Raw genomic sequence first — 24,704 nt, forward strand, 5'->3', positions numbered from 1 at the left:
TATGGAAATTTATCAACCTGTAATTAAGTTAAAGTTGAGTTAAATACCTAAAAACAAAAAGGTTGAGCTAGCTCAACCTTTTTGTTTTTAGATTATGTTATTGACAGATTATTTAAAATCTGCATCTGTTACGCCAGAATTAAGTACAATTTTAGTTGTTTTAATAACTACTTTTTGTCCGTTTCCTTCAGCATTTATTTCACCAGGAAACTTTAATCCATCTACAGTCATATAGCTATTTACAATAGCTGTTCCTTCTTTTGACTCTGTTTTATATAATAAACCAGTTGCTGCATCGAAAAAGTATTTTCCTTTATCTGAAGTTAGTACATTAAAGTCTTTACCATCTATTTTCTCTACAGTCACTGTTTGGAAAGTAGTAGGGTCATATCCTAATGCATCAACCGTTTTTCCTTTTTTAAGATCAGCAATTTTATCAGCAGGAATATCCATTTTCTTTCCCATCTGATCAAAAGTTCCTTTTTCACCATCAAACATTTGAGTCATTTCCTGTCCCATTACACTTTGAACAGATTTGAACTTATTTCCCATCTTTTTGGTACTCATAGAAATCTCCATTCCCTGTACGCTAAGTGTGTTATCAGTTATAACGGTTTTTATAGCTTCTAATTTGTCTTTTCCTCCCAAAGCTTTAAGATAATTATCAATTACTTCTTTAGATGTCAGTTTCGATTTGGTTGCTTCTGTTTTTACAGCAGCCGTTTTTTGCTGTGCTGCTACTGAAGTGGAAAAAAGCACTGCACAGAAAAATGGAATGATTATCTTTTTCATATATTTTAATTTATTGCGTAAATATAGCAATATTGATCGATATAAAATCTAAGAATCTTACAACAAAAAACCACCATAAAAATGGTGGTTTTAAAATATTTATCTTAGAAAAGATTATTTTTTAAGCTCTTCTAAAAATTCGTCATGCGAAATTTCAGTTTCTTTTTTGCTCGCTTTTTCAAGAATTACATCTTTTAATTTAGTCATAGCAACTTCAGAAGAAATTTGTTTTACCTGCTCCTGATCTTTCAACATCTCAACAGCATATTTTTGAACCTCTTCATCTCCTAAATGGTGAATTCCATAGATTGCCAATTGGTTTCTTACTAATTGCTCAGCTTGTGCCAGAACATCAGCATAATCCAGTTGAATATTGTTATCACTCATCAATTTACCTTCGATGATCTGATAGCCCAATTGTTTTTTCTCAGCTTCTAAGATTTCTTTTGCCTGCTCTTCAGATTGGATGTTCTGATTAGAAAATAATAACCATTTTACTAAGAAAGATTCCGGAAGTTTTACTTCTTCTTTCTCTGTAATTTGTTCCAATACTTTATTTACGAAGTGAACATCAGCATTTTGTTGGAAATATTCGTCTAATTCAGTTTTTACTTTTTCTTTAAGCTCTTCTTCAGACTTGATATTTCCTTCTCCATATACTTTATCAAATAAATCCTGATTAAGTTCAGCTAAGTTTAAGCTATAGAAATCTTTTACTTTAACTTCAACTTCAGCGTGGTGTAAATGCTCAACTTCTTCTTTAGAGAAACCTAATTCTTTAGCTAATTCTTCATCACCAGCAAGAGTTTCTTTAGAAACTTTTACAGATCCATCCATTTTTAAAGCTTTAACTAATTTGAAAGCTTCTTTGTTTTCAGCTGTAATCGTAGCATTCTTTGGATGGTGGTGGTGCTCTCCTTCAGCATCTTCTTCCACTACCTGAGAAATTTCTAAAGCAATATAAGAATCTTTAGTGATCTTATCCTGAGGAACCTGCTCAGCGAAACGCTTTTGCATGTTTTCAATGCTCTTTGTGATTTCTTTATCAGAAGCTTCTACTTTATAATGTGGAGCTTCATATTTAGCTAAATCTATTGTGAATTCAGGCTCATACCCTACTTCAAAAGCAACTTCAAGTTGTTCAGCATTATGATTGAAATCATTTACAGGCTGAGGAACAGGCTGGCCAACTAATCTTAACTTGTTATCATTTACATAGCTATTTAAAGCATCAGAAACTTGCTTGTTGATCTCCTCGAATGCAATACCTGCTTCATATTGTTTTCTAACCATACTTAAAGGCACTTTTCCTTTTCTGAATCCAGGAACTTGCGCATTTTTAGCATAATTAATCAACTGCTTTTCTACTTTGTCTTTGTAGTCAGATTTTTCCAATGTTACAGTAAGTAATGCACTTACGTCATCATGGTTTTGTGCGGTAACCTTCATTATTGATTAAAATTTTAGGTTGCAAAAATATGAAAATTTTATCAAAATAAACTACTAAAGATAAATTCTTAGGCATCAAATATTTATAATTAAAAAACCACTGAAATTTTCAGTGGTTTTATTTATCTTGTAATCTTCTTAGTTACTGATCTTGTACGTAGCTTGTGCATCTGTTTCACCTCCGGTTTGAGCTCCATATACAACTCCATTTCCACTCACAGCAGAAACTTCAGAAACCGTTGCAGGCTCATGATACAAAGTAAGAATAAGTTGACTTTCTGTAGATGTATTTTTTACAGCTTTACTCACCACCCATTTTGTTTTAAGTCCTACATGTTTACCATCTGCTCTAGTAGAAGCTGCATCATCGGTACGGGTTAAAGTAAGATCAGAATTAGGGAAATTATAAACTAAAAAGTGTTCATCTTTCGCGTCTTTAATTTCTTGGGTTGCATCCTCATTACCATTTTTAAACTGCACTTCTACCTCATATGTTTTTCCATCCACTAATTTAATAGTTTGCGCCCCTCCAGCACCAACACTATAATTATAAGGCACTGTTACCTGTGTGGCAACATCTTTTACCAATAAGATAATATTGGTAAGATCTTCCTGAGGAAGATCATCTTCTTCTGCCGAATTGTCTCTCTGACAAGAAACAATAGAAAAAGTGATGAATAAAATGGCTAATAGTCTGATAATATTTTTAGTACTAAATAATTTGTTCATTTTTTTTAATTTAAATTTTAAAATCTTGATTTGTAATTGTTGAATATTAGAAACGATATCTAACATTCAGAATGAAATTTCTTCCTGCCTCATCTGCAAAAAATCTCATACGATTAAGATAATCTCTATATGAAACATTAAACAGGTTATTGACAATAAGTACTGCAGAAAGGTTTTTACTGATATTGATACCTGTCTGGATATTCCAAAGTGAGTATCCGTTTGGTGGAGTGCTGAAATCTACTATTTTATCTACTTCAGCACCATTTTCAAAAATAGTCACTGGAGCATTATGAATAGGAAATCTATTCTGTTTTAAAAATGTTTGATTCTCAAGACTGAAATAGAATTGATTCCAATTTTCTTTTTTGAATTGCAAAGCATTAGAAAAATTGGGAGGCATCATTAAGATTAATGGTTCGTTGTGGGTATCATCCTGGCCGTTTACATAGCTTCCCTTTGCAATATAGGTAAGATTGTTTGTAATCTTTAAATTGATATCTAGATCTACCCCATACATTCTTGCGTCGATCTGTTGATATGCCCATACCGGAAATACTCCTCTAATTGTATTTTGCACACCAGTCGGAATTTCGTTGATATAGTTTTTGGTAATAAAAAAATAAGGGTTCACAGAAACATTCAATCCCTTAAGAACATTGAATTTCGCATCCGCAACTAAGTTAAACTGATGTCCCTGTTCATTTTTTAAACCCATATCACCAATTTCTATTACAGCAGCTGAATGATGTAATCCGTCTGAAAACAATTCAGCAATATTGGGTGTACGGCCTACCTTGGCATAGTTAAATTTCAAATTAAAACTTAGACTTGGATGATATTCCAGCCCAGCATTGAAAGAAACATTTCCATAATTAAGCTTCGGACGGGTTAGTATTCTGTTTTGATCTGTTTTTACATAAAATTGCGGATAAGTTGCCTTATATAATTTATCCCAGTCACTCTTATCATACCACTTTGTTACGTCATAACGATTAAAATCATATCTTATCCCTGCCTCAGCGTTCAATTCACTAGAAATTTTATATTTAAAAATAGAATAAACGCCAGCTGAGTATTTGTCATAATTAGGGATCAGACGCCTGGCTTTTGTAGCTGGATCTGAGTAATTATTTTGAAAACTAGCATCAATACCTGTTTCCAATGACCATTTTTCTCTTTCTAATAAATTGTTCAGATTAAACTGATGAGTCATTAATGCTAAATCCAAAGAGGGGATATCTTTTAATTCTCCTCTTCTAATATCATATTCTTGTCTATGGTTATATTGAAAACTATAGGTTGCAGAAACTTTACCAATATTTTCGAATCTTTTAAAAGCCGAAATTTTAGCAATATGATGTTCTATTACCTGCCTTGGGTTATCAATATCATAACTGAAAGTTCCAGTGTAAACAGGAATATTCAACGTCATAGCATTATAAAAGTCATTATTATTTCCTACGTGTGAACCTCTGTAAATTCCAATATTCTGATTGGTAAGATAATAATCGAAGGAAATCCCCTGTTCATATGAATTCTTCTGAACTGTAAAATTAAAAGATGAAAAATCCATTCCTGTATTCATCAAATTATAATCTGGAGTATGCTGATCACCTAGTTTTTTAATTGATCCCCCCGATTTTACAGCCCATCCATTTTTCCATGTTTTGGCAACATTTACATCTAATCCCAGACCTTTTCCATTAGAAATACCTGAAAGACTTACAGAACCTCTTACCGTATCTTTTTTAGGGAAAATTTCCGGTTCCAAAACTATAACTCCACCAATTGCATCACTCCCATATTTCAAAGCAGAAGCTCCTTTAATGACATCTATATGCTGGAAATTATTAATATCTACGTTTGGAGCATGTTCCACTCCCCATTCTTGCTCCGCCAGCTTAACTCCATTATTCATAATGGCAATTCGGCTTCCATATAGTCCATGAATAATTGGCTTTGAAATATTATTTCCAGTTTTTAAAGCAGTAACACCAGAAATCTTAGACAATAAATTACCTAAGTTATCAGTAGAGTTTTTCTCTATTTCCGATTTATCAATTGTCTTAACAATCAAAGAACCATTATTTTTATGGCTCCCATGTATAGTCACTGTTTCAATATCCTGAACATGGTGTTCAAGGATAATGGTTAAGTGAAGATCCTGATTAACTCCTATATTTTCAGTATAATCATGACAATCAGGATGCTTTGCAATGAGATTATAAGCTCCCGCAGGAATTTTGTTAAATAAAAACTTACCTTTTTTATCAGTTTTAGTCGTAAAGTTTCCAATTTGTACTATAGCATTTTGCAATGTGCTTTTATCATGAAAATCCTGAACGGTACCTTCAACGGTATAAGTTTTTTGTGCGTTTGTTAGTACTAATCCACAAAAGATCAGCAATAAACTATATATCAATTTCATTGTAAATAGATAGATTGAGTACTTTAAAAAGTACATTTTCAAAAAATTTGTTTTTTTGGATTTTTTGTACGGTTTAAGGTGTACAAAGTAAAATGTATAGTCTATTGAATGTAAATTACATCTCTACAAATACATTTAATCTTAACCATCTTAATAAATTAATGACGACTTAATGGACTAATTTTCCAATATTAAGCAACCTTTAAACAATAAAGATCTAAGACAAATCCGGTAAAATATGTGAATTATGAAATTGTGGGGGGACCCCGAAGCTGAAAAGTAAATTTAGTCTGAGACCAGATAATCTCCTGAACGGCAATAATCTGTTTTATTTCCTGAGTATAGCCCTCAAAAGAAAAATTAAATTCTTCAGGCACCAAGGTATGGCCGGTAGCTAAGAAGTGACACGCCAAACAATCGCCAGCTTTTTCCTTAGCTACATTTTTTGTAATTGTATTTTCAGATTTTTTAAGATTAAAATTTCTGAAGCCATCTATAGGATCATGATGGTGAAAACTTTGAGAAAACAGCGCAAGAAAATAAATCCCAAACAAAAGTCTTGAGATAAAATTCTTAAATTGTCTACTTTCCCTAAAAATCATGCATCAAAAATAACAATAATAATTTGTAATTACTAAATAAAAATAATAATCGAAATTAAAACATCTGCTAACGAATAAATTTTTACTCAAGTTGAGAAGCCAAATGCTCCCACTCTTGTAAAGCGAGTTCCAAATCAGATTTTACTTTATTATATTCTTCTAACATTCCATCAGAAGGATTTTCTTTTGCAAAAGAGACTTCCATTTCTTCAGATTTTGTTTCCAATTCTGAAATTCTCTCTTCCACTTTTTTTATTTTATTCTGAATATTTTTTTGCTCCTTACTTACAAAACCTGACTTTGGCTGAACAATAGGTTCTGCTTTCTCCACAACCTCAACCTTAGGTTTAACCTCTACTTTGACCTCATCATGAAGCTTTGCCTTTTCAGCTGAGATCTCTCTGATCGTTTCTTTCTGCCTGTATTCAAGGTACTCATTGATATCTCCAAGGAACTCTTTCATTTTACCATCACGGAATTCAAAAATCTTATCACAAAGCCCTTGCAGGAACTCCCTGTCGTGAGAGATCACGATCAGTGTACCTTCAAATTTCTGTAATGCCAATTTGATAATCTCCTTAGACTGAATATCGAGGTGATTGGTAGGCTCATCCATAATCAATGTATTGAAAGGACGTAATAATAATTTACAAAGCGCAAGACGGTTTCTTTCTCCTCCCGATAATACTTTGGTTTTCTTTGTAACAGCCTCACCCTGAAATAAGAAAGATCCTAATAAATCTCTTACTCTTGGTCTGGTTTCTTCTGTTGCAGCATCTTCCGCCTCTTCTAAAACCGTTTTATTTGGTGTTAATACTTCTTCCTGATTTTGAGCAAAATATCCGATATTCACGTTATGACCAAGATTCCAGGTTCCACTGTAGTCTTTAATTTCACCAGCCAATATTTTCGCAAGAGTTGTTTTCCCCTGTCCATTCTGTCCTAACAGGGCAATTCTATCTCCACGCTGAACAATAAAATCTACATCATCAAAGATCTGCTTCTTTCCATATGCTTTACCCAGTTTTTCAGCTTCAAAATTAACTTTTCCGGGAACAACAGACTGAACGAATCGAATATTAAACTTTGAAACGTCATCATTTTCTACTTCAATACGTTCAACTTTTTCAAGTTTTTTGATTAAAGATTGTGCAAACGCGGCTTTAGAAGCACTTGCCCGGAACTTATTAATTAACTCTTCAGTATGTTTTATCTCTGCATCCTGATTCTTTTTAGCTTGGATCAGTTTTTCTTTTCTATCTTTTCTAAGTTCAAGATATTTGGTGTAATCCGCTTTATAATCATCAACTTTCTTATTGTTAACATCAAAAGTCCTGTTACAAACGGCTGTCATGAATTGTTTATCGTGACTTACCAATACAATAGCTCCAGGATAATCTTTAAGGAAACTTTCCAGCCAGATGATGGATTCCATATCAAGATGGTTGGTAGGCTCATCGAGAAGCATTACGTCATTCTTTTGAAGAAGCAGTTTTGCCAGTTCAATTCTCATTCTCCAACCTCCGGAGAACTCGTCAGTAATTTTCTGGAAATCATCAGCTTTAAATCCTAATCCGAATAATACCTTTTCCATGTCACCTTCCAAATTGTAGGCATCATGGTGCATTAAAAGGTCATTTAATTCAGTCATTCTATTGATCAAATCCGTGTAAGCATCACTTTCGTAATCAGTTCTTACAGTCATTTGGTGATTCACTTCTTCAAGTTCATTCTTCCAGGCATTGATCTGCTCAAAAGCCTGCATCGTTTCATCCCAAACCGTTCTTCCTTTTACAAAGTCCAAATCCTGCTTCAGGAAACCAATAGTAATATTTCCATCAGGTACAACACTTCCTTCGTAGAATGTAATTTCTCCGGAAAGCATCTTCAATAAAGTGGATTTTCCCGCTCCATTTTTTCCTACTAAACCAATTTTATCATCCTTTTTAATAGTGAAATTCACATTTTGAAACAAATAGTTTCCCGAATGATGTAATCCTAGACCTTGAACCGAAAGCATTTAATGATATAATTTAAGAATTAATACTGAATATTTTTCGGGTGCAAAAATACGGAAAAAGAAATGAATAGACGATAAATAAAAAAAGCTCCCCATTTGAGGAGCTCCATTACCTAAGCTAAAACTGAAAAATACGAACATTTAATAATGTAAGTTTTATTTTAAATTAATATAGAGCGCATCCAGTTATCATTATTAGGAACATTCGCTCCATATGCGAAATCTGTAACCACTGTATCCTCCAGGATATGCATTTCAGCCTGAAGAACGGGATGAAGATTATTAGCTAACGATCTGCTGGGAACATTTAATCCATTATTTATTATTTCTGCATCTATTAATTCTGGAGATCTTTTAAGCTGCCCCTTTTTATATAAACCAAAATTGGCTGAAATATGGGTATAATCTGCAAGTTTTTCATAATTATACGAGGGTTTCATACTCGGGGTAAGGTTGTTGGCATAGCTTTCGAGTTCGGTATAAAATGATTCTAAAAACAAATGTTCCTGACCAATTTTGAAATCAGATTCATTAAAATCTGTCTTAAAAACTGAAATTATAGCATTAGTTTGCATCAACATTAATTTTCCGTAAACTTTTGAAAGGTCATTGTAAACTATTTCTCTTTCTACATATGCCTGAGAGAGAATTTCACCTTCATCTATGTGATAATTCTGTAAAATAGGATTCCAGATTCTATTTCCCTCAGGATCTTTCGCTACATCTCTTATATTTGAAACGTAGGAATTTATCTCTGAAACCTGCAGGTGATTTGAAGAAACATACACCGATTGTGAGGTTTCCAGATAACCTCCACCTACATCAGCATGAACACCCGGAACAAAGATCTCTTTCCATACAGAATTTCCGGTAGAAAGCTCTGAATCTTCCATACTTTTTGAATTTTCAAAAAATCCGGTCAATGGAAAAAAATATCTGCATTCATTCACCGCACATAATTGAAGTGCATTTTCTACGCCTGCTGATAAACTCACATTATAATCGTTAAAAGGAGCTGATTCTACGGTATCAAAAACGCCTAAGAACTTTACTTTAATATTTCCTGATAATACAGAACCCGGACTTAATAGTTCATAACAAAAATTTCTAGCCAGCATAGATCCCCTACTGAATCCATATACATAAAACTGATATTCTTTGGTCTTATCCTGCATTTTCTGTTCAATAAAAGAGTATGCTTTCCGAAGCTTATCATCGGAAGAATACCCAGAACATCCTATCGGATTTTTACAGGTTGCTTTCGCAAAATCACTGTCTTCGGCTCCGGTTATCGTTCCTATTCCCTCAACATATATTTTTTCATCTCCATTGAACAATTCGAAGAGCTTAAAAACATTTGTGGGTGCTGCATGATAGCTTTCATGGTTAATCAGTGGCTTTTTATCTGAAGTTGCATTGAATCCGTTATTTCCTGTTCCATCAAAAAAAATTCCGACAGATACTATATCATTTCCCATGGTAACAATTTTTAAGTGATCAATAATCTACCGTCGCTTTTTTTATATTATAGCTCCGTTAGATAATCATTTCAAAGTAACCATGAAAAGGGAGAGAATAATAGAGTAAAAGATACTAAATTAAAAATTCCGTATTTCTACGGAATTATATTTTTTCAAGAGAATAGATATTGTTAATAATCGCATAGATTACAATACCGACTGTATTTTTAGCACCTATCTTTTCAAGAACGCGCTGTCGGTGACTTTCCACCGTCCTCGGGCTTATAAAAAGCTTTTCAGCTATTTCATTATTGGTATATTCCTGACATATCAGTTTTACCACATCCTTTTCACGTTCTGAAAGTTCATCTTCCATTTCAAACAAAGATTTCTTCTTACTGGAACTGTTCATGTAGGTAAACAACATCTGATGATCTTCAGCTGTAAAGAAAACACCATTTTTAAAAACCATTGTAATAGCGTCTATAAATGTTTTCTTATTTGAGTTCTTAGGCAGAAAAGCAGAAACTCCCAGTTTAACCATATAACCCAGAATGGAGCTTTTATAATGGGAAGAAAGAATAATAATTTTCAGATTAGGGTATTTTTCTTTAAGAATTTCAACCAGTTCAAAACCGTTCATTGGCTGCATCTGTACATCCACTAAAGCAATATCCGGAAAATCTTTCTCAGGTAGGTCTTCTAAACTTTTTATAAAATCTGGTCCGTTATCCGCTGTAAGGTTTACGGATATATTCTGCTCATTTGATAATAATAATTTGACACCCTCCAGAATTAACTGTTCATCATCTATTAGCGCTATTTTGATCTTGGAATTCATTATTACGAGGAATTTTAATGATTAAACGACTTCTTTTATTGGGTACATTTTTCCATTTATGAACAGCATTTATAGATTTGATCCTGGATTCAATATTTTTAATACCCATTCCTTTTTTCACCAGATCATAATCAAAACCCTGTCCGTTATCTGAAATAACTACGGCTGTATACTGTGAATAGTCTTTTATATAGATCCAGATTTTTGTAGCTTCTGAATGTTTAATAACATTCGTAGTAAACTCTTGTATAATCCTGTACAGCTGAACTTCTATAAAAACATCTTTTTGTTCATAACCTGGAGCTACCTGTAATGAGATATTAATTTTATGAGATAGATTTGCAATTAATTCTTCAATATACAAAACAAGACCCACCGATTCCAGGTTTACCGGATACAAAGAATGGGATATCGTTCTCGCAGAATCAATTAAAGCAGACATCTGTCCATAAATGTTTTTCTTAATTAATTCATCTCCCTTGGTATCGAGATTATTAAGCCACAAAGACAATATATTGAGCCTGTTCCCCATATCATCATGAATCATGACGGCAATTCGTTTCCGTTCTTCTTCCTGAGCCTTAATATTTTCTAATACCAATTTTTTCTGATGAAGAACTTCAGCCTCATGTTGCGCATTCTTTTCTTTAATAATCCTATCTACAAAAGTTTTATAAGCCAGTAGAATAAATAATACGATAACTGCCAGGATCACAATTATCAATATTAAAAAATCAATATGTAGGGTTATTTCTTTAATTTGATAAATGTATATATAAAAGAACCATATAAAATACTTGACAGAATATTATTGGTTCCTAAAATTGCATAATAATTATCCTCTGACAAAGTGGCTATCTGATGCTGGATGATAAAAATAAAAACGGAGACAGAATAATAGAAAAAAATACAGGCATCCACTAATGTAAAGCGATTAACACTTTTGTTATTCTTAATTTGCTGTAATAAAGTATACCCTGCAAAACATACAATGATGATGTTGGAAGTCACTTTTACAACATCATCATTAAAATAGGTGTCAAAAAATTTATTTACAATTAAAAAACCTACCGTAAGGATCAATATTGGGATCAGCCCATATTTTAGTACGCCCAGTTTTCTAATGAATAAACTTGTTAACAGGAAAAATTCGCCAGCTATATAAATCGGATACAAAAATGAGGTGTCTTTATAATGAAGAACAACTGTTAAAAAATTAGTTGCGGCTTCTATAAATAAAAGAAATCCAATATAGAACACATATTGTTTTTCTTCTTTTCTTAAAACAGAATATTTTGCAATTCCGAAAATAAAAGAAATGAGAAGCAGAATATTTGTGATACCCCACGTAGTGATAAAATAGCTATGCATATATTTCTATAATTGACAAATCGGAGGACATGGTCTTGACCAATCGTATGTATTGGAAATTACCTCTACACTTCCTGTATTTTGTAAATCCTGAAAGAAAGAGATAAAGATCAATGTTACCAAAGGTCTCTGATAGATTTCAGAAAATTTGATTCCAAATGAGCATACGATATAGCTAAGTCCCTCTTTCGGTGGATTCAGGTCTTCTACAGGAACATAGAATCTTTTAAAAATCCTTGCTCCCTTAAATTCCTCACACTCTCTATAGAACCATGTTGATCCTTCATCTCTCCAAAGTTCTATGGCAGCAACAGCTTTATCCTGTTCCATTATCGGCATATTAGCTACGGGTAAATACATATCCGCAGTACGATCTACTTGCTGTAATTCTTTAGAAAGAACAGCATTTTTCACTAAGGTATACTCTTTTGTTTCTACCAAAGTAAGGTTTGTTGTTAACTCTGCAAGAATGCTATAAGGGTATTCATTAACTGCAATTTTTTGTCCGTTTGCATCAAGTGCACAAAGGATCAATACAAGTTGATTTTTATACACTCCTATTTCAGTACAGAAATCTTCACATTTATTATTTCTTTTCAGCCAGTCAATTTGATCCAGCGAAAGGGTAAAAACAAAGTTGGAGGGGATTAACTTTTGGATTGTTGAATAATCTTTGGAACTGGTATCCCACGCGGCAATTGCGGCGGTATATTCATCTTTGTTAAGAATTGTCATATTTTCATGGTTTTTTAGTCGTATAAAATTATATAAACTAAACTACTTATGCAAATATCTCACTTATAATTGAGGATTTATTAATCTTCATTAAAGATAAAACAATATCCTTTTTATTTCTTTTCAAATCATCAAATTATTACAATGATCAATAATTCCTCACGGTAATATGATAACAGCTCTGTTGTCTTTCTTTTATGTAATAAATCCGGCCGGCATTAGCGTAATATTTCAATACTTTTTCTAAAGCAATTTCCATTTTAGGATTATATTTTAAAACATCATTAAACCGTACGTAAGAAATATCGAAAGAGTTTCCGTAATTATGAGAGCTTATTCCTAAGGACGCATTGGAATTCACTCTTCTTAATCGGCACTGGTCTTCAAGCGTCCTTGTAATTGATGAAACCGTAAAAGTATGTCCTTTTGTCTCTTTACTAAATCTGGCGCCCATTTTTTCAAGGGTTGTTTTAGCTTTAGAAACCATATAAGCTCTGCTATAATTCAATTTCTGAACCCGGTATCCTTTCCCCGTTTTTTTAATTTTATGAAACTTTCCGCTGTTGATATATTTCTGAATGGTTTTAGTATCCTTCAGTAATTTTACCCCAAAACTTTTTGAAGCATCCAGGTGAGGTTTATAAAGAGGTGTTGGTTCCACTTTTAAAACTTCATTAAGGTCATAACAGGATCCTGTATTTTTAGAGGATTGGGCATAATGAAAATGAGAAATAAAACATCCAAAAATTACACACAGAAACTTTTTCATTCGCAAGCTTTTTAATTAAAAAACGAAAAATAAACATTTATGTGATACAATTCAACTATAAGAGAAGTATTCATAAAATATATTCTTCATTAAATACTGAATAACATTGCCATATCCACACCTGTTATTCGATTTAATTTCATTCTTTTTAAAAATTAATTTGAAAATTTGAAATTTAAACTATAAATTTGGTTTCAATATAAAAATAAACATTATGATAAAAAAACTTTTTGCTGAATTTTTCGGCACATTTTGGCTTGTTTTCGGTGGTTGCGGAAGTGCAGTTTTCGCTGCCGGAGTTCCCGACATTGGAATTGGACTTTTAGGTGTTGCTTTAGCATTTGGTCTTACGGTTCTCACCATGGCTTATGCTGTGGGTCATATTTCAGGAGGACACTTTAACCCTGCTGTGACTTTTGGTCTTTTAGCCGGAGGAAGATTTCCTTTCAAAGACCTGATCTCTTATGTTGCCGCCCAGTGTCTGGGTGCAATCGCAGCAGCTGCCTGCCTTTATTTTATCCTCAACGGTGCTGGAGCATTTACTACAGAAGGACCAGGAGCTTTTGCCACCAACTTCTATGATATGCCCGGCTATCATAACAGAAGCTATTCGATGGGGGCAGCGTTCTTAGCCGAGTTTTTGTTAACTGCTTTCTTCCTGATCATTATTATGGGAGCAACGGATAAATGGGCTAACGGAAAATTCGCTGGAATTGCCATTGGCCTTGCTTTAACATTGATACATTTAATATCAATTCCTATTACCAATACATCCGTAAATCCTGCAAGATCCCTTTCCCAGGCTCTTTTTGTAGGTGGTGCTGCGATGTCTCAACTTTGGTTGTTCTGGGTAGCTCCTATTCTTGGTGGAATTGCTGGCGGATTGATCTACAAATTCTTACTTCAACGAACAGATACCGAGGTAGCTGCTTAATAAAAAAATATATATCTAAAAAAAATCCTGTCTAAATTGGCAGGATTTTTTATTTTCTTTTTTTGATATCAAAAGGATTTTTAAAGATAAGTTCTTCGTGTTTTCCTTTGATCTCCATTTTTCGCTGTAGTAAATTAAGTGCTATTTTTCGGATAAAAAGATCTTTATCTTTTAGTTTCCAATAGGAATCCTGATGTACCTGAATAGGCTTTCTTATGAGATAAAATTCAGTTTCCCACGTATCCACATTATGATAAAATTCGATGATCCCACAATGTTCAGGAATCACATTATGATCAATCATACCCATAGGAAGGAGAAAACTAAATGCATTACACACATAATCTCCACAGGAAATTTTATCGTGTTTTAAAAATTTCTCTCCTGTAGCAGTATTGATATAGGATTTTTTGAAATCATTTTTAAAATCACTTTTAGACAGCTTAATTTCAATTTCATGACTCAGCCCCAAAGTATTTATGATCAATATATCAGCTTCCCAATCAGAATGAAAATGATTGGTTAAAACAATTTCTTTCTCAAAATCACAATGAGAATGGATATATGCGTGAACAAGTTCTTCTATTTTAAGCATGTTTTCTTATTTAAGAGGTCTTTAGGTGGGGGAGCTTCGGGGATTGGGGGAATTCGTATTATATTAAAATTCACGACTTATAAAAACAAAGATCGTCATTATTGTTTCTCACTTCAATTTTCGATCTTCTCCAGTTCGGCTATTCCGTAATCTAACCATATCCCAAAAATACCTGTTTTAGTAGGATAGGCTTCATCTTTACTAAAGGAAACCTTAGTATCCGGTTCTGTCTGACAAATAAAAAAATGTCCACCATCAATACAGTTCATCTTCCCTTTCTCATGTAAATCCGTCCAACCAAATTCTTTATATCCGTCTTCTTTATTTTTTATATCAAATAAAAATCTCTTAATAACAGCTTTTCCTTTATCACCATCTTTTTTAGAAAAAATTGTCCATCGGGCTAAATCCGATTCATAGCGGGCAGCAACTTTTTTCGGATCGGCATCTTTTGTTCTATTAATTATTAAAGTATCAACAATTTCTGAACTTTCTTTATTTACCGAACGTACAACATAAATTCCAGACCAAATATCAGATTTCACATCTTTTTGAGCAGACACCAAATTGGATAATCCAATCAAAAGAGAGTATAAGAACAATTTTTTAATCACATCCATATTTTTAATCTTTTACAATGTTTTAGATGATCGCATTTTCCTGCTCAACCTGACTTCTGATTTAAGAAACCAGTAAGCTGCATCCACGAATATCAGAATGATCTATTCTTCCGAGAATCTGAAACTTCCCATCAGCAAGTGTTTTTCCTAAATCCTGTGTTGCAATAAAAGAGCAGGAATGAATATTCGCCAGGTCTATAATATTAACAGCCCCGGTTCTACCCTCTTTCTCATACGTCAATGGATCCTCTACATTTCTCACTAAAATACGCATCCAATTTGGACACTTATATTCATTATTTCCAAGGGAATATGCCTGAGATAACAATTCTGTCATTGAATATTCTGAATAGATCTTATCTGTTTCAAAACCTTCCTGAAGAATTACCAGCAATTCATCTTTTGTCATTTCTTCCTTTCTGCCTTTCATTCCACCGGTTTCGATCACCACTAAGTTTTCCATAAAATTTAATGATTCTCCATTTCGTTCGGAATGACAATAATCCAGAAAATCCAAAAGCGCAAAAGAAACACCGAATAGTATCACTTTTTTATCTTTCAATGTATTTAAAAGGTCAAATAAATCGGAGTGGTTGTATAAAAAATATCCGTTTTCAGGTTTTGTGGAAGTGCTCATCAAATAATCTACCATATAAATTAATGATGAATTCTGTTTTTCCAGATAACTTGGTAACAATCCAAGGAAAATAAAGCCCTCAGGCTTTCCGATAAACTGCTCAAAGCTTTTATAAATACTTTCACGGTACAGGGTTTCATTCGCAATGAAATGCTTAGATAAGTTCATCTGCGTGGTTCCCGAACTTTGAAAATACAGATCTGCAGATGCTTTTTTGTCCAGGATCTGATGATTCTTAAACATTTCTATTGGTAGAAATGGAATTTTTGACAGTTCACTAACTGTTTCAGGATTCACCTTAAGATAATCTACAAACTTCCTGTATATCTCAACATTCTCGTATTGATAACGAAATGTTTTCAATGAAGCATTTAAAAAATCCTGCTCAGTCTGTATGTTGAATATATTTTCCAATTTCTAAATTTTTAATATTCTTATCGTCTCATTTCTAATCGATTAACCCAACATCAACCCTTTTTAATATTTTTTTAATATAAATTGAAATTTTTGGTCAAGTTATTGCAATGATGTATGCGGAATATGGATTAAAAACAGAGTGAATTTATTCATTCGAAGATTACCTCTTTTAGGGGTAATTTTTTTTTGTCTTTTCCTCAAAGGTCTTTAATTCAAAATCTTCTTGAAAAACACCGTAGGTAAAATAGGAAATCCAATCTCCAAGATTGATATATTTGGCATTTTGTTCCAGATCTAAAACCATCGGAAGATGACGGTGTCCATAAATAAAATAATCGATCTTCTCAGTCTTCAGTTTCTCTTTCGAGTAGATGATCAAAAACTCTTTATCTTCCCCTAAAAATGCTTTATCTTCTTCACCAGAAATCATTTTATTTTTCTGTGAAAGATACAATGCGATCTTCATTGCAATATCCGGATGAAGCCATTTAAAAGCCCATTGTGCAATAGGATTTGTGAATAACTTTTTCATCCTTTTATAGCCTTTATCACCAGGCCCTAAACCGTCTCCATGAGCGAGTAAAAACTGTTTACCACCCATTTCAAAATATTGTTTCTTATAAAATACAGTACAGCCGATTTCCTCCTCGAGATAATCTTTCATCCATAGATCGTGATTGCCTACAAAGAAGTAAACATGAATACCTCTATCCTTTAATTCTGCAATCTTTCCCAATACACGGACGTATCCTTTCGGAATCACATATTTCCATTCATGCCAGAAATCAAAAAGGTCACCCATTAAAAATAAAACCTGAGCATCTTCTTTTATCTCGTCCATCCAGCGGATGAACTTTTCTTCACGCACTTTGCTTTCCTTTGGGTCAGGAGCTCCAAAATGCTGATCGGAAGCAAAATACACTTTTTTTCCAGGTTCTAAATTGATGGTTGTCTTTAACACCTATTTGAGTTTTTTGTTGGGTAAATTTAAGAATTATCTTCAGCAAACCATTCTCCGTAAGAGTTTTCAGTTTCATGAAGTTTAAGATAAGCCAGAGAAACCTCAGCCGGAAGCTTAGATTTTATTTTAGCTGCAATAGCATACAGCATATTTTCGCAAGTCGGTTGAAAATTACAATAGATCACTTTATGACCTCTTCCCTCAAGATCTTCTCCCAATTCTTTATGTGGAGACAATCCGTTAATTAAGACCGCGTGATCCCAAACATCTACAATTTCAGATTTTACAATACTTTTGATATCACCAAAATCCACTACCATCCCATTTTTAGGGTTTTCCAAATCATTTACAGGTTTTCCCTTCACTGTTACAAACAGCTTATAGGAATGTCCATGCATATTTTTACATTTTCCATCGTAATTATACAGCACATGCGCTGTTTCGAATGTAAAAATTTTTGTAATACGTATCATGGTGCAAAGATAAGGAATTTGGGGTGAGTTTGGGACATCTGCTGAGCAGTATGATATGATAATAAAAAAATAATAGGGATCTATTTCTGATAAAAATTCCATCAATGATCCGACAAAATATTTGTAATCATTGCAAGACTCTTCTAATAGTTCAAAAGTTAATTTCCTCTGTTATTTATCCAATTTTTTCAAAAATAAGGACTTAAATAAATTCTTTCATTTTTGACAGTCAAGGAAACAATATACAATAGTATTATTATATTTTCCAGAAGCTATATGTATAAAAAAAACGGAACCAGACTTTTGATCCGATTCCGTTTAGAATATTTTAATTTACAGAAACTATTATTTAGATTTTGCAGCTGGTTTAGTTGTTGTTGCTGTTGCTCCTAATTTAGTTTTCACAGCAGCTGTGATATCTTCGCTTCCATCTGTGTACACAAGATTGTTAGCACCTTGTGCTGATGAAGTATCAAATACATAATTCAGACTTCTTTCTTTAGCTACAGCAGAAATAGCAGTTTGTATTTTTTGCTGTAAAGGAGTAAACAGCTCATTTTGTTTAGCTGAAATATCTTTAGCTGCGGTTGTTCTCGCTTCTTCTATTTTCTTACCCAAACCTTGTAATTCTGTTTGTGCTGCTATCAGTTCTTTAGTTACGGCTTCTTTATTAGCCTCATTCATTGTCTTTTCTTTATCCTGTGCTACTTTCAGTTTAGCCTGGTAATCACTGATTAATTTTTCAATTTCAGTTTGCTTTGCTTTAGTAAGGTTATCGACGGTTGCATTTGCTGTTTTCACTTCAGACATACTTGCAAAAATATCATCAGAATTTACATTCCCTATCTTTTGTTGAGCATTTGCGACATTAGCAGTCAGCGTCAATCCTGCTGCAATAAAAAACACTTTAATTAACTTCATTTTTTTATAATTATTTTAAAACTTTTGTAGTTTTTTTTAGTTTCCAAATATAATATATTTAAAGCTTTTCCAGCCAATCACTTTTCAATCTTTGAATTTTTTGTGTTTTAGAATCAATTAAAACCCACAGCGTCAGGGAATCTACCACAAGCTGACCATTACAATAGAACTCAACTTTTCTGGGCTGTTTGATGCCTTCCGGATCTTTGGGGTAGGTTTTTACAGTTATTACATCATTCAGATACACCTGTTTTTTGTATTGAATATGATGATCCAGAAGCATCCAGATATCTTCGGGATACTCAGTCCTATGCTTTACAAAATCCCAATGTTCTGTGGCTATTTCTTCCACCCAGCTTACATATTGCACATTATTGACATGCTTATTCTGATCTATATTTTCTTCTGTTACTTTTATTTCTTTTTGATATACTAAACTCATCCTTTTGAAAAATTTATTCAAAAATAATACTTAAAAATAAAACCTCCCCAAAATTGAGGAGGCTTTCAAACAATATGTATAATGCGAAAAATGAATCTTAATGAAATTGTGCCATTTCAGTAGAGTCTTTCATTGCTACCGTAGCTGAAGAACCACCAGTCACCACATTCTGAACCTCATCAAAATATCCTGTTCCTACAAAAGACTGGTGTTTTACTGCTCTGAAACCTTTTTGCTGTAAAGCAAACTCACGTTCCTGTAATTCGGAATATCCAGCCATTCCTTTTTCTTTATATGCCAAAGCCAATTCAAACATCGCAGTATTCAACGCATGGAAACCTGCCAATGTGATAAACTGGAATTTATAACCCATTTTTGCCAATTCCTCACGGAAGGTAGTCATTTCTTCAACACTTAATTTTGCTGCCCAATTGAAAGATGGTGAACAATTGTAAGCCAGCATTTTTCCTGGGAATTTGGCGTGAATTCCTTCTGCAAATCTTCTTGCCTGTTCCAGATCAGGATTAGAAGTTTCCATCCAGATCAGATCTGCATACGGAGCATAAGATAAACCACGGTCTATTCCCTGCTCTACTCCATTTTTCACCACATAAAAACCTTCTGATGTTCTTTCTCCGGTTACAAATTTTTTATCTCGATCATCGATATCTGAAGTCAGTAAGTCTGCAGCATCAGCATCTGTTCTTGCGATAATCACACTTGGAACCCCTGTTACATCTGATGCCAAACGGGCTGCAACTAATTTATTGATAGCCTCCTGAGTTGGAACCAATACTTTACCACCCAGGTGACCACATTTTTTTGCTGATGACAACTGATCTTCAAAATGCACTCCCGCAGCACCGGCTTCTATCATTTGCTTCATGAGTTCAAAAGCATTTAGATTACCTCCAAAACCGGCTTCTGCATCTGCAATAATAGGAACCAGATATTCTCTGTCTCCATTTCCACTTACGGATTGGATCTGGTCAGCTCTCAATAAAGCATTATTAATTTTCTTCACTACAGAAGGCACTGAATTCGCAGGATATAAAGACTGGTCAGGATACATTTCCCCTGATAAATTAGCATCAGCAGCCACCTGCCATCCTGAAAGGTAAATTGCCTCCAGACCGGCATCTACTTCCTGTACCGCCTGATTTCCGGTTAATGCTCCTAATCCGGCTACAAAATCCTGAGTCGTTAGTTTCTCCCAGAACTTTTTAGACATTTCAGTAGCAATCGTATAATCAATGGTATAAGTACCTCTGAGTTTTAATACTTCCTCAGCAGTATAAGGCCTTTGTACGCCATTCCAACGAGGATTGTTCAACCAATCCTGCTCTAAAGCCTGAATTTTTTCTTGTTTCGTTTTCATAATATTTTGATTTGTATTTAGTTAATATTTTCAATTGCGATTTATAGGATTCGAGTGAAACGGTTTTCCATAAAATCATTTTGTATGTTACGGTTTTATTTTAAATCCCTCCATCATAACACCCAAAACTCATGCACTTTCTGCTTAGATAAAAGGGTACGCTTTCAACGTCAGGAATTCCTCAAACTTCTCTGAGAAGATCAGTTCATTAAAAAGTTCTTTCGCGAGGTTGAATTTTCCGTTCTTAAATCGTTCTTCACCAACATATTTTTCAATAGTCTCCATTTCTTCTTTTTCCCATTGAAGAACCATTTCTCTGGTTAATACTCTGTCATCAATTAATACCGCTTCATTGTTTAGCCATTGCCAGATCTGTGTTCGTGAAATCTCTGCAGTGGCCGCATCTTCCATCAGGTTATAAATCGCTGCAGCACCCACTCCCATCAACCAGCTTTCGAGATACAGGATTCCGACATTAATATTCTTACGGACTCCTTTTTCACTAATCTCGCCTTTTGGAATTTCTAACAGGTCACTTTCTTTGATCTGATAATCCACTTTTTTATCAATCTGGTTGGGATAAGGCATGTACTGGTCAAAAATATTTTTTGCCACTGAAACCAAAGCGGGATGTGCAACCCAGGTTCCATCATGCCCATTTTTTACTTCACGTTCTTTATCAGCTTTTACCTTTTCAAAAGCTGCATCATTCGCCTGATCATCATTTTTTATAGGAATCTGTGCTGCCATTCCACCAATCGCATGGACATTTCTCTTATGACAGATCTCAATGACTCTTTTTGAATAAGCGGCCATAAATGGAGAGGTCATCGTTACCTGATCCCGGTCAGGAATAATAAATTCCGGAAGGTTTCTGAATTTTTTAATAAATGAGAAAATATAATCCCATCGGCCACAGTTTAATCCTGAACTATGTTCTTTTAATTCGTATAAAATCTCATCGATCTGAAATGATGCCGTGATCGTCTCTATTAAAACCGTTGCTTTAATAGTTCCTTTTGGGATCTGAAGGTAATTCTGAGCAAAATCAAAAATTTCATTCCACCAACGGGCTTCTTTATAATGTTCTAATTTTGGAAGGTAAAAGTAGGGACCACTTCCATTCTCCAGCAATTGATGGGCATTTCTAAAAAAATAAATTCCAAAATCCACCAACGAACCTGAAGTTTCTTCGCCATTGATCTCAATATGTTTTTCAGAAAGATGCAAACCCCTGGGACGAATCAGTAAAACAGCTGTTTTACTATTAAGCGTATAGGATTTCCCTTGCTCGTTCGTAAAATCGATGTTTCTGTTAATAGCATCAGAAAGGTTAATCTGACCTTCCATACAGTTTTTCCAGGTTGGAGAATTACTATCCTCAAAATCCGCCATAAAAGTAGAAGCGCCAGAATTGAGTGCATTAATGATCATCTTCCGGTCCACAGGTCCTGTAATTTCAATCCTGCGATCAAGCAGATCTTTAGGAAGTGGCGAACACACCCAATTTCCATTTCTTATTTCTTCCGTTTGTGGTAAAAACCTGGGAAGATGTTTCCGGTCAAAATCCAGTTGAGTTTCTTTTCTTTCTTCTAAAAGATCCAGTCTCTTGGTATTGAAATTCTGATGAAGTTCAACCAGAAATTCTACTAACTCAGGATTAAAAATTTCTTTAAACTGGCTTTGAGCCTTTATTTTTAATTGGGTTGTGGTTTCCATAACTCATTGATTTTGTGATTTGATATTACAAACATAAATAAAAATTTTCACAATTAGCGAACGTTCGCTAATTATTTTTAAAATTTATTATGCGAATAATCGCAATCAAATATTTATATTTGAGTAATGAATACAGAAAGTGACTTTATTAAAACGGTATTCGGACTGAAGCTGAAACAGCAGAGACAAAAGAAAAATTGGTCTCTGCAGGATCTTGCTGTAAAGACAGGTCTATCAAAATCTTATCTGAACGAAATTGAGAATGGAAAAAAATATCCGAAACATGATAAAATAATTCAACTGTCAGAATCTTTGAATTGTACTTTTGATGATCTGGTGTCTACCAAACTTGATAAGAGCCTCGCTCCATTCAATGAAATTTTACAATCAGATTTCTTTAAAGAAGTTCCATTAGATCTTTTCGGGATCAATAAAAATAACCTGATCAGTATTATCAGTGATGCTCCTAAAAAAGTAACAGCTTTTATCAATGCTTTGATTGAAATATCTCAGAATTATAATTTAGGGAAAGAACGTTTTTATTTTGCTGTATTGCGTTCTTTTCAGGAGCTTTATGACAATTATTTCCCTGACATTGAAGAAAAAGTATTGCTATTTGCAAAGGAACATCAATTGGAATTCAATAAAAATATGAATCCTGATGTTTTACAAAGTATTCTTATTGAGAAGTTTAATTATACCATCCAATCAAGAGATTTTGAACCTTATGGAACTTCAACTCATCTGCGATCATTATTTATTCCCGAAAAAAAACTCTTACTTCTTAATATTAAGCTGGAGAAGGATCAGAAGACTTTTATCCTGGCTAAAGAGATAGGCTTTAACGTTCTGGAATTAAAAAATCGCCCTAACACCTATTCGTGGCTGGACTTTGGAAGTTTTGAAGAAATTCTGAATAATTTTTACGCCTCTTATTTTGCCGGTGCATTACTCATCTCAAAGGAGCAGATCATTGAAAATACCTCCGACTTTTTTTTACAAAATACATGGAAGCCAAAAAACTTTACCGATCTCATTGAAAGCTTCACCAATTCTCCTGAAACATTTTATTACAGACTGACCAATATCCTGTCATCGGAATTAGGAATTAAAGATCTGTTTTACTTATGTCTGGTTAAAAAGAAAGGTTCAGATAGAATACAGATCTTAAAAGAGCTACATCTTAATCATCAACAGGCTCCTCATGCCAATGCCACAAATGAACATTACTGCAGAAGATGGATAGCCGTTAAAAACCTTCAGCATTTAAAAGAAAATGAAACTGTGACGGATGCCCAAATTTCCCATTACAAAGATCAGGGTATAAGTTATCTGGTAATTTCCACTTCTCAGAAAAATCCATTTTCAGATGGCAGCAACAGAAGCTATTGTCTCGGAATTTTACTGAATTCCCAAACGATAAAGAAAATAAACTTTATCAAATCACACACTTTACCTACGATCAATGTAGGTGTAACCTGTGAATCCTGCAGTATTGCCGATTGCGAAGTAAGACAAGCTCCACCTGTTAGACTGGAGAAGGAATATTTCAATCTGAGTATGAAAAGTTCTATTGAAAAAATACGAAAGGAAATAGAATCAGAACCGCAAAGTAAAAACTAATTTCAGACTTTCCTGTTTAAGCCAATAATCTTATATTAGCTTAACAAACACACAAATGATTCTAAATCTACTTTTCCCTAACCGTTGCATCCATTGCAACCGGGTCATCGATGCCGATATATTGGTATGTGATCTTTGTTTTAAGCATATCCATTTTACTCATTATGATTATTTTGATGAAAATATCATTAAAGAAAAATGCAAACTTTTATTTCCTGTTGAAAATACCTATGCTCTTATGCAGTTTGAAGAAAAAAACCTTAGCCGCAAGATCATTCACGAACTAAAGTACAGAAGCCGGGAGAAAACCGGAAAAATCCTTGCCTATTGGATTACAGAAAGGTTAGATTTTAAAAGCAAAAAGCCTGACCTTCTGGTAAGTGTCCCTCTTCATCCTAAGAAGGAAAAAGAAAGAGGCTACAATCAACTACACCTTTTTACCGAAATATTAGCCAGCTTTTATGACATTCCATTTGACCATCATTTAATTAAAAGAAATCATTACTCGAAAGCCCAGGCTTTGAAAGATAAAAAACACCGCCTAAAAAATGAAAACACATTTTCAATAACCCGAAATATTTCAGAAAAACACATTTTATTAATTGACGATGTGTTCACCACCGGAAATACGGTATCTACTATTGCCTGGGAGATTTTAAAAACCGGAAATAACAAAGTGAGCATTCTGGTAATGGCGATAGATTAGGTGATCATGAAACATAGGTTTTATAACTAAATAGATCTATGTCCTGAATATTTAATCTGTCACCTCTTCCAATTCAAAT

General features: G+C 33.8%; 24 protein-coding genes. 3 read left to right on the plus strand and 21 right to left on the minus strand.

Features of this window, described 5'->3' with window-relative positions; all coding sequences use genetic code 11:
* Positions 1–108: 108 nt before the first annotated feature.
* The 12 genes from J7E44_RS20015 to J7E44_RS20070 form a co-directional block, all read right to left on the minus strand.
* A complete protein-coding gene (locus J7E44_RS20015; RefSeq protein ID WP_214832898.1) occupies positions 109–792 on the minus strand; it encodes a hypothetical protein in 684 nt (227 codons plus the stop codon).
* A 114-nt stretch (positions 793–906) separates the two neighbouring features.
* On the minus strand, positions 907–2,241 hold the full coding sequence (locus tag J7E44_RS20020) for a trigger factor (RefSeq protein WP_214832900.1): 1,335 nt from the start codon (positions 2,239–2,241) through the stop codon (positions 907–909).
* A 138-nt stretch (positions 2,242–2,379) separates the two neighbouring features.
* Positions 2,380–2,970, minus strand: a complete 591-nt coding sequence (locus tag J7E44_RS20025; protein WP_214832902.1) for a hypothetical protein — start codon at positions 2,968–2,970, stop codon at positions 2,380–2,382.
* Positions 2,971–3,016: 46 nt separating this feature from the next.
* On the minus strand, positions 3,017–5,401 hold the full coding sequence (locus J7E44_RS20030; RefSeq protein WP_214832904.1) for a TonB-dependent receptor: 2,385 nt from the start codon (positions 5,399–5,401) through the stop codon (positions 3,017–3,019).
* Positions 5,402–5,646: 245 nt separating this feature from the next.
* Complete coding sequence (locus tag J7E44_RS20035; RefSeq protein ID WP_214832906.1) at positions 5,647–6,003, minus strand: hypothetical protein; 357 nt, start codon at positions 6,001–6,003, stop codon at positions 5,647–5,649.
* 82 nt (positions 6,004–6,085) lie between these two features.
* Complete coding sequence (locus tag J7E44_RS20040; protein WP_214832907.1) at positions 6,086–8,023, minus strand: ABC-F family ATP-binding cassette domain-containing protein; 1,938 nt, start codon at positions 8,021–8,023, stop codon at positions 6,086–6,088.
* Positions 8,024–8,184: 161 nt separating this feature from the next.
* Positions 8,185–9,501: a T6SS phospholipase effector Tle1-like catalytic domain-containing protein gene (locus J7E44_RS20045; RefSeq protein WP_214832909.1), complete on the minus strand. Its 1,317-nt coding sequence runs from the start codon at positions 9,499–9,501 to the stop codon at positions 8,185–8,187.
* 145 nt (positions 9,502–9,646) lie between these two features.
* Positions 9,647–10,324 (minus strand): response regulator transcription factor, encoded by a 678-nt coding sequence (locus J7E44_RS20050; protein WP_214832911.1) that lies wholly within the window; start codon positions 10,322–10,324, stop codon positions 9,647–9,649.
* Complete coding sequence (locus tag J7E44_RS20055) at positions 10,290–11,039, minus strand: sensor histidine kinase (protein ID WP_261511105.1); 750 nt, start codon at positions 11,037–11,039, stop codon at positions 10,290–10,292. The genes J7E44_RS20050 and J7E44_RS20055 overlap by 35 nt, the downstream gene beginning before the upstream one ends.
* Positions 11,040–11,071: 32 nt before the next feature.
* Positions 11,072–11,695: a hypothetical protein gene (locus J7E44_RS20060; protein ID WP_214832913.1), complete on the minus strand. Its 624-nt coding sequence runs from the start codon at positions 11,693–11,695 to the stop codon at positions 11,072–11,074.
* Positions 11,696–11,701: 6 nt separating this feature from the next.
* The gene (locus J7E44_RS20065) at positions 11,702–12,430 is read right to left on the minus strand and encodes a hypothetical protein (RefSeq protein ID WP_214832915.1); all 729 of its coding nucleotides are present in this window, start codon (positions 12,428–12,430) and stop codon (positions 11,702–11,704) included.
* Between the two features lie 148 nt (positions 12,431–12,578).
* On the minus strand, positions 12,579–13,199 hold the full coding sequence (locus J7E44_RS20070) for a DUF5715 family protein (protein ID WP_214832917.1): 621 nt from the start codon (positions 13,197–13,199) through the stop codon (positions 12,579–12,581).
* A 217-nt stretch (positions 13,200–13,416) separates the two neighbouring features.
* Between J7E44_RS20070 and aqpZ the strand changes: the two genes are divergently transcribed.
* Entirely contained in the window at positions 13,417–14,133 is a 717-nt protein-coding gene (gene aqpZ, locus J7E44_RS20075) for an aquaporin Z (RefSeq protein ID WP_214833218.1), read from the plus strand.
* A 49-nt stretch (positions 14,134–14,182) separates the two neighbouring features.
* Here the strand turns inward: aqpZ and J7E44_RS20080 are convergent, their stop codons facing one another.
* The 9 genes from J7E44_RS20080 to aceB form a co-directional block, all read right to left on the minus strand.
* Complete coding sequence (locus J7E44_RS20080; RefSeq protein WP_214832919.1) at positions 14,183–14,728, minus strand: hypothetical protein; 546 nt, start codon at positions 14,726–14,728, stop codon at positions 14,183–14,185.
* A 113-nt stretch (positions 14,729–14,841) separates the two neighbouring features.
* On the minus strand, positions 14,842–15,348 hold the full coding sequence (locus J7E44_RS20085; protein WP_214832921.1) for a phosphate ABC transporter permease: 507 nt from the start codon (positions 15,346–15,348) through the stop codon (positions 14,842–14,844).
* A 61-nt stretch (positions 15,349–15,409) separates the two neighbouring features.
* Positions 15,410–16,399, minus strand: a complete 990-nt coding sequence (locus J7E44_RS20090; RefSeq protein ID WP_214832923.1) for a LuxE/PaaK family acyltransferase — start codon at positions 16,397–16,399, stop codon at positions 15,410–15,412.
* A gap of 172 nt (positions 16,400–16,571) precedes the next feature.
* A complete protein-coding gene (locus J7E44_RS20095; protein WP_214832925.1) occupies positions 16,572–17,363 on the minus strand; it encodes a UDP-2,3-diacylglucosamine diphosphatase in 792 nt (263 codons plus the stop codon).
* Between the two features lie 26 nt (positions 17,364–17,389).
* A complete protein-coding gene (locus J7E44_RS20100) occupies positions 17,390–17,836 on the minus strand; it encodes a 6-pyruvoyl trahydropterin synthase family protein (protein WP_214832927.1) in 447 nt (148 codons plus the stop codon).
* A 345-nt stretch (positions 17,837–18,181) separates the two neighbouring features.
* The gene (locus tag J7E44_RS20105; RefSeq protein ID WP_214832929.1) at positions 18,182–18,757 is read right to left on the minus strand and encodes an OmpH/Skp family outer membrane protein; all 576 of its coding nucleotides are present in this window, start codon (positions 18,755–18,757) and stop codon (positions 18,182–18,184) included.
* Between the two features lie 58 nt (positions 18,758–18,815).
* Positions 18,816–19,199 (minus strand): acyl-CoA thioesterase, encoded by a 384-nt coding sequence (locus J7E44_RS20110; protein ID WP_214832931.1) that lies wholly within the window; start codon positions 19,197–19,199, stop codon positions 18,816–18,818.
* A gap of 97 nt (positions 19,200–19,296) precedes the next feature.
* On the minus strand, positions 19,297–20,577 hold the full coding sequence (aceA, locus tag J7E44_RS20115; RefSeq protein WP_214832933.1) for an isocitrate lyase: 1,281 nt from the start codon (positions 20,575–20,577) through the stop codon (positions 19,297–19,299).
* A gap of 144 nt (positions 20,578–20,721) precedes the next feature.
* Positions 20,722–22,296, minus strand: a complete 1,575-nt coding sequence (aceB, locus tag J7E44_RS20120) for a malate synthase A (protein WP_214832935.1) — start codon at positions 22,294–22,296, stop codon at positions 20,722–20,724.
* Between the two features lie 126 nt (positions 22,297–22,422).
* On the opposite strand from aceB, the gene J7E44_RS20125 reads away from it, so the two are divergent.
* Both J7E44_RS20125 and J7E44_RS20130 read left to right on the plus strand, forming a co-directional pair.
* Complete coding sequence (locus J7E44_RS20125; RefSeq protein WP_214832936.1) at positions 22,423–23,919, plus strand: helix-turn-helix domain-containing protein; 1,497 nt, start codon at positions 22,423–22,425, stop codon at positions 23,917–23,919.
* Between the two features lie 55 nt (positions 23,920–23,974).
* Positions 23,975–24,625, plus strand: coding sequence for a ComF family protein (locus tag J7E44_RS20130; RefSeq protein ID WP_214832938.1), 651 nt, complete (start codon positions 23,975–23,977; stop codon positions 24,623–24,625).
* Positions 24,626–24,704: the final 79 nt, after the last annotated feature.

This window comes from Chryseobacterium sp. ISL-6 (assembly GCF_018613715.1).
GTDB classification, from domain to species: domain Bacteria; phylum Bacteroidota; class Bacteroidia; order Flavobacteriales; family Weeksellaceae; genus Chryseobacterium; species Chryseobacterium paludis.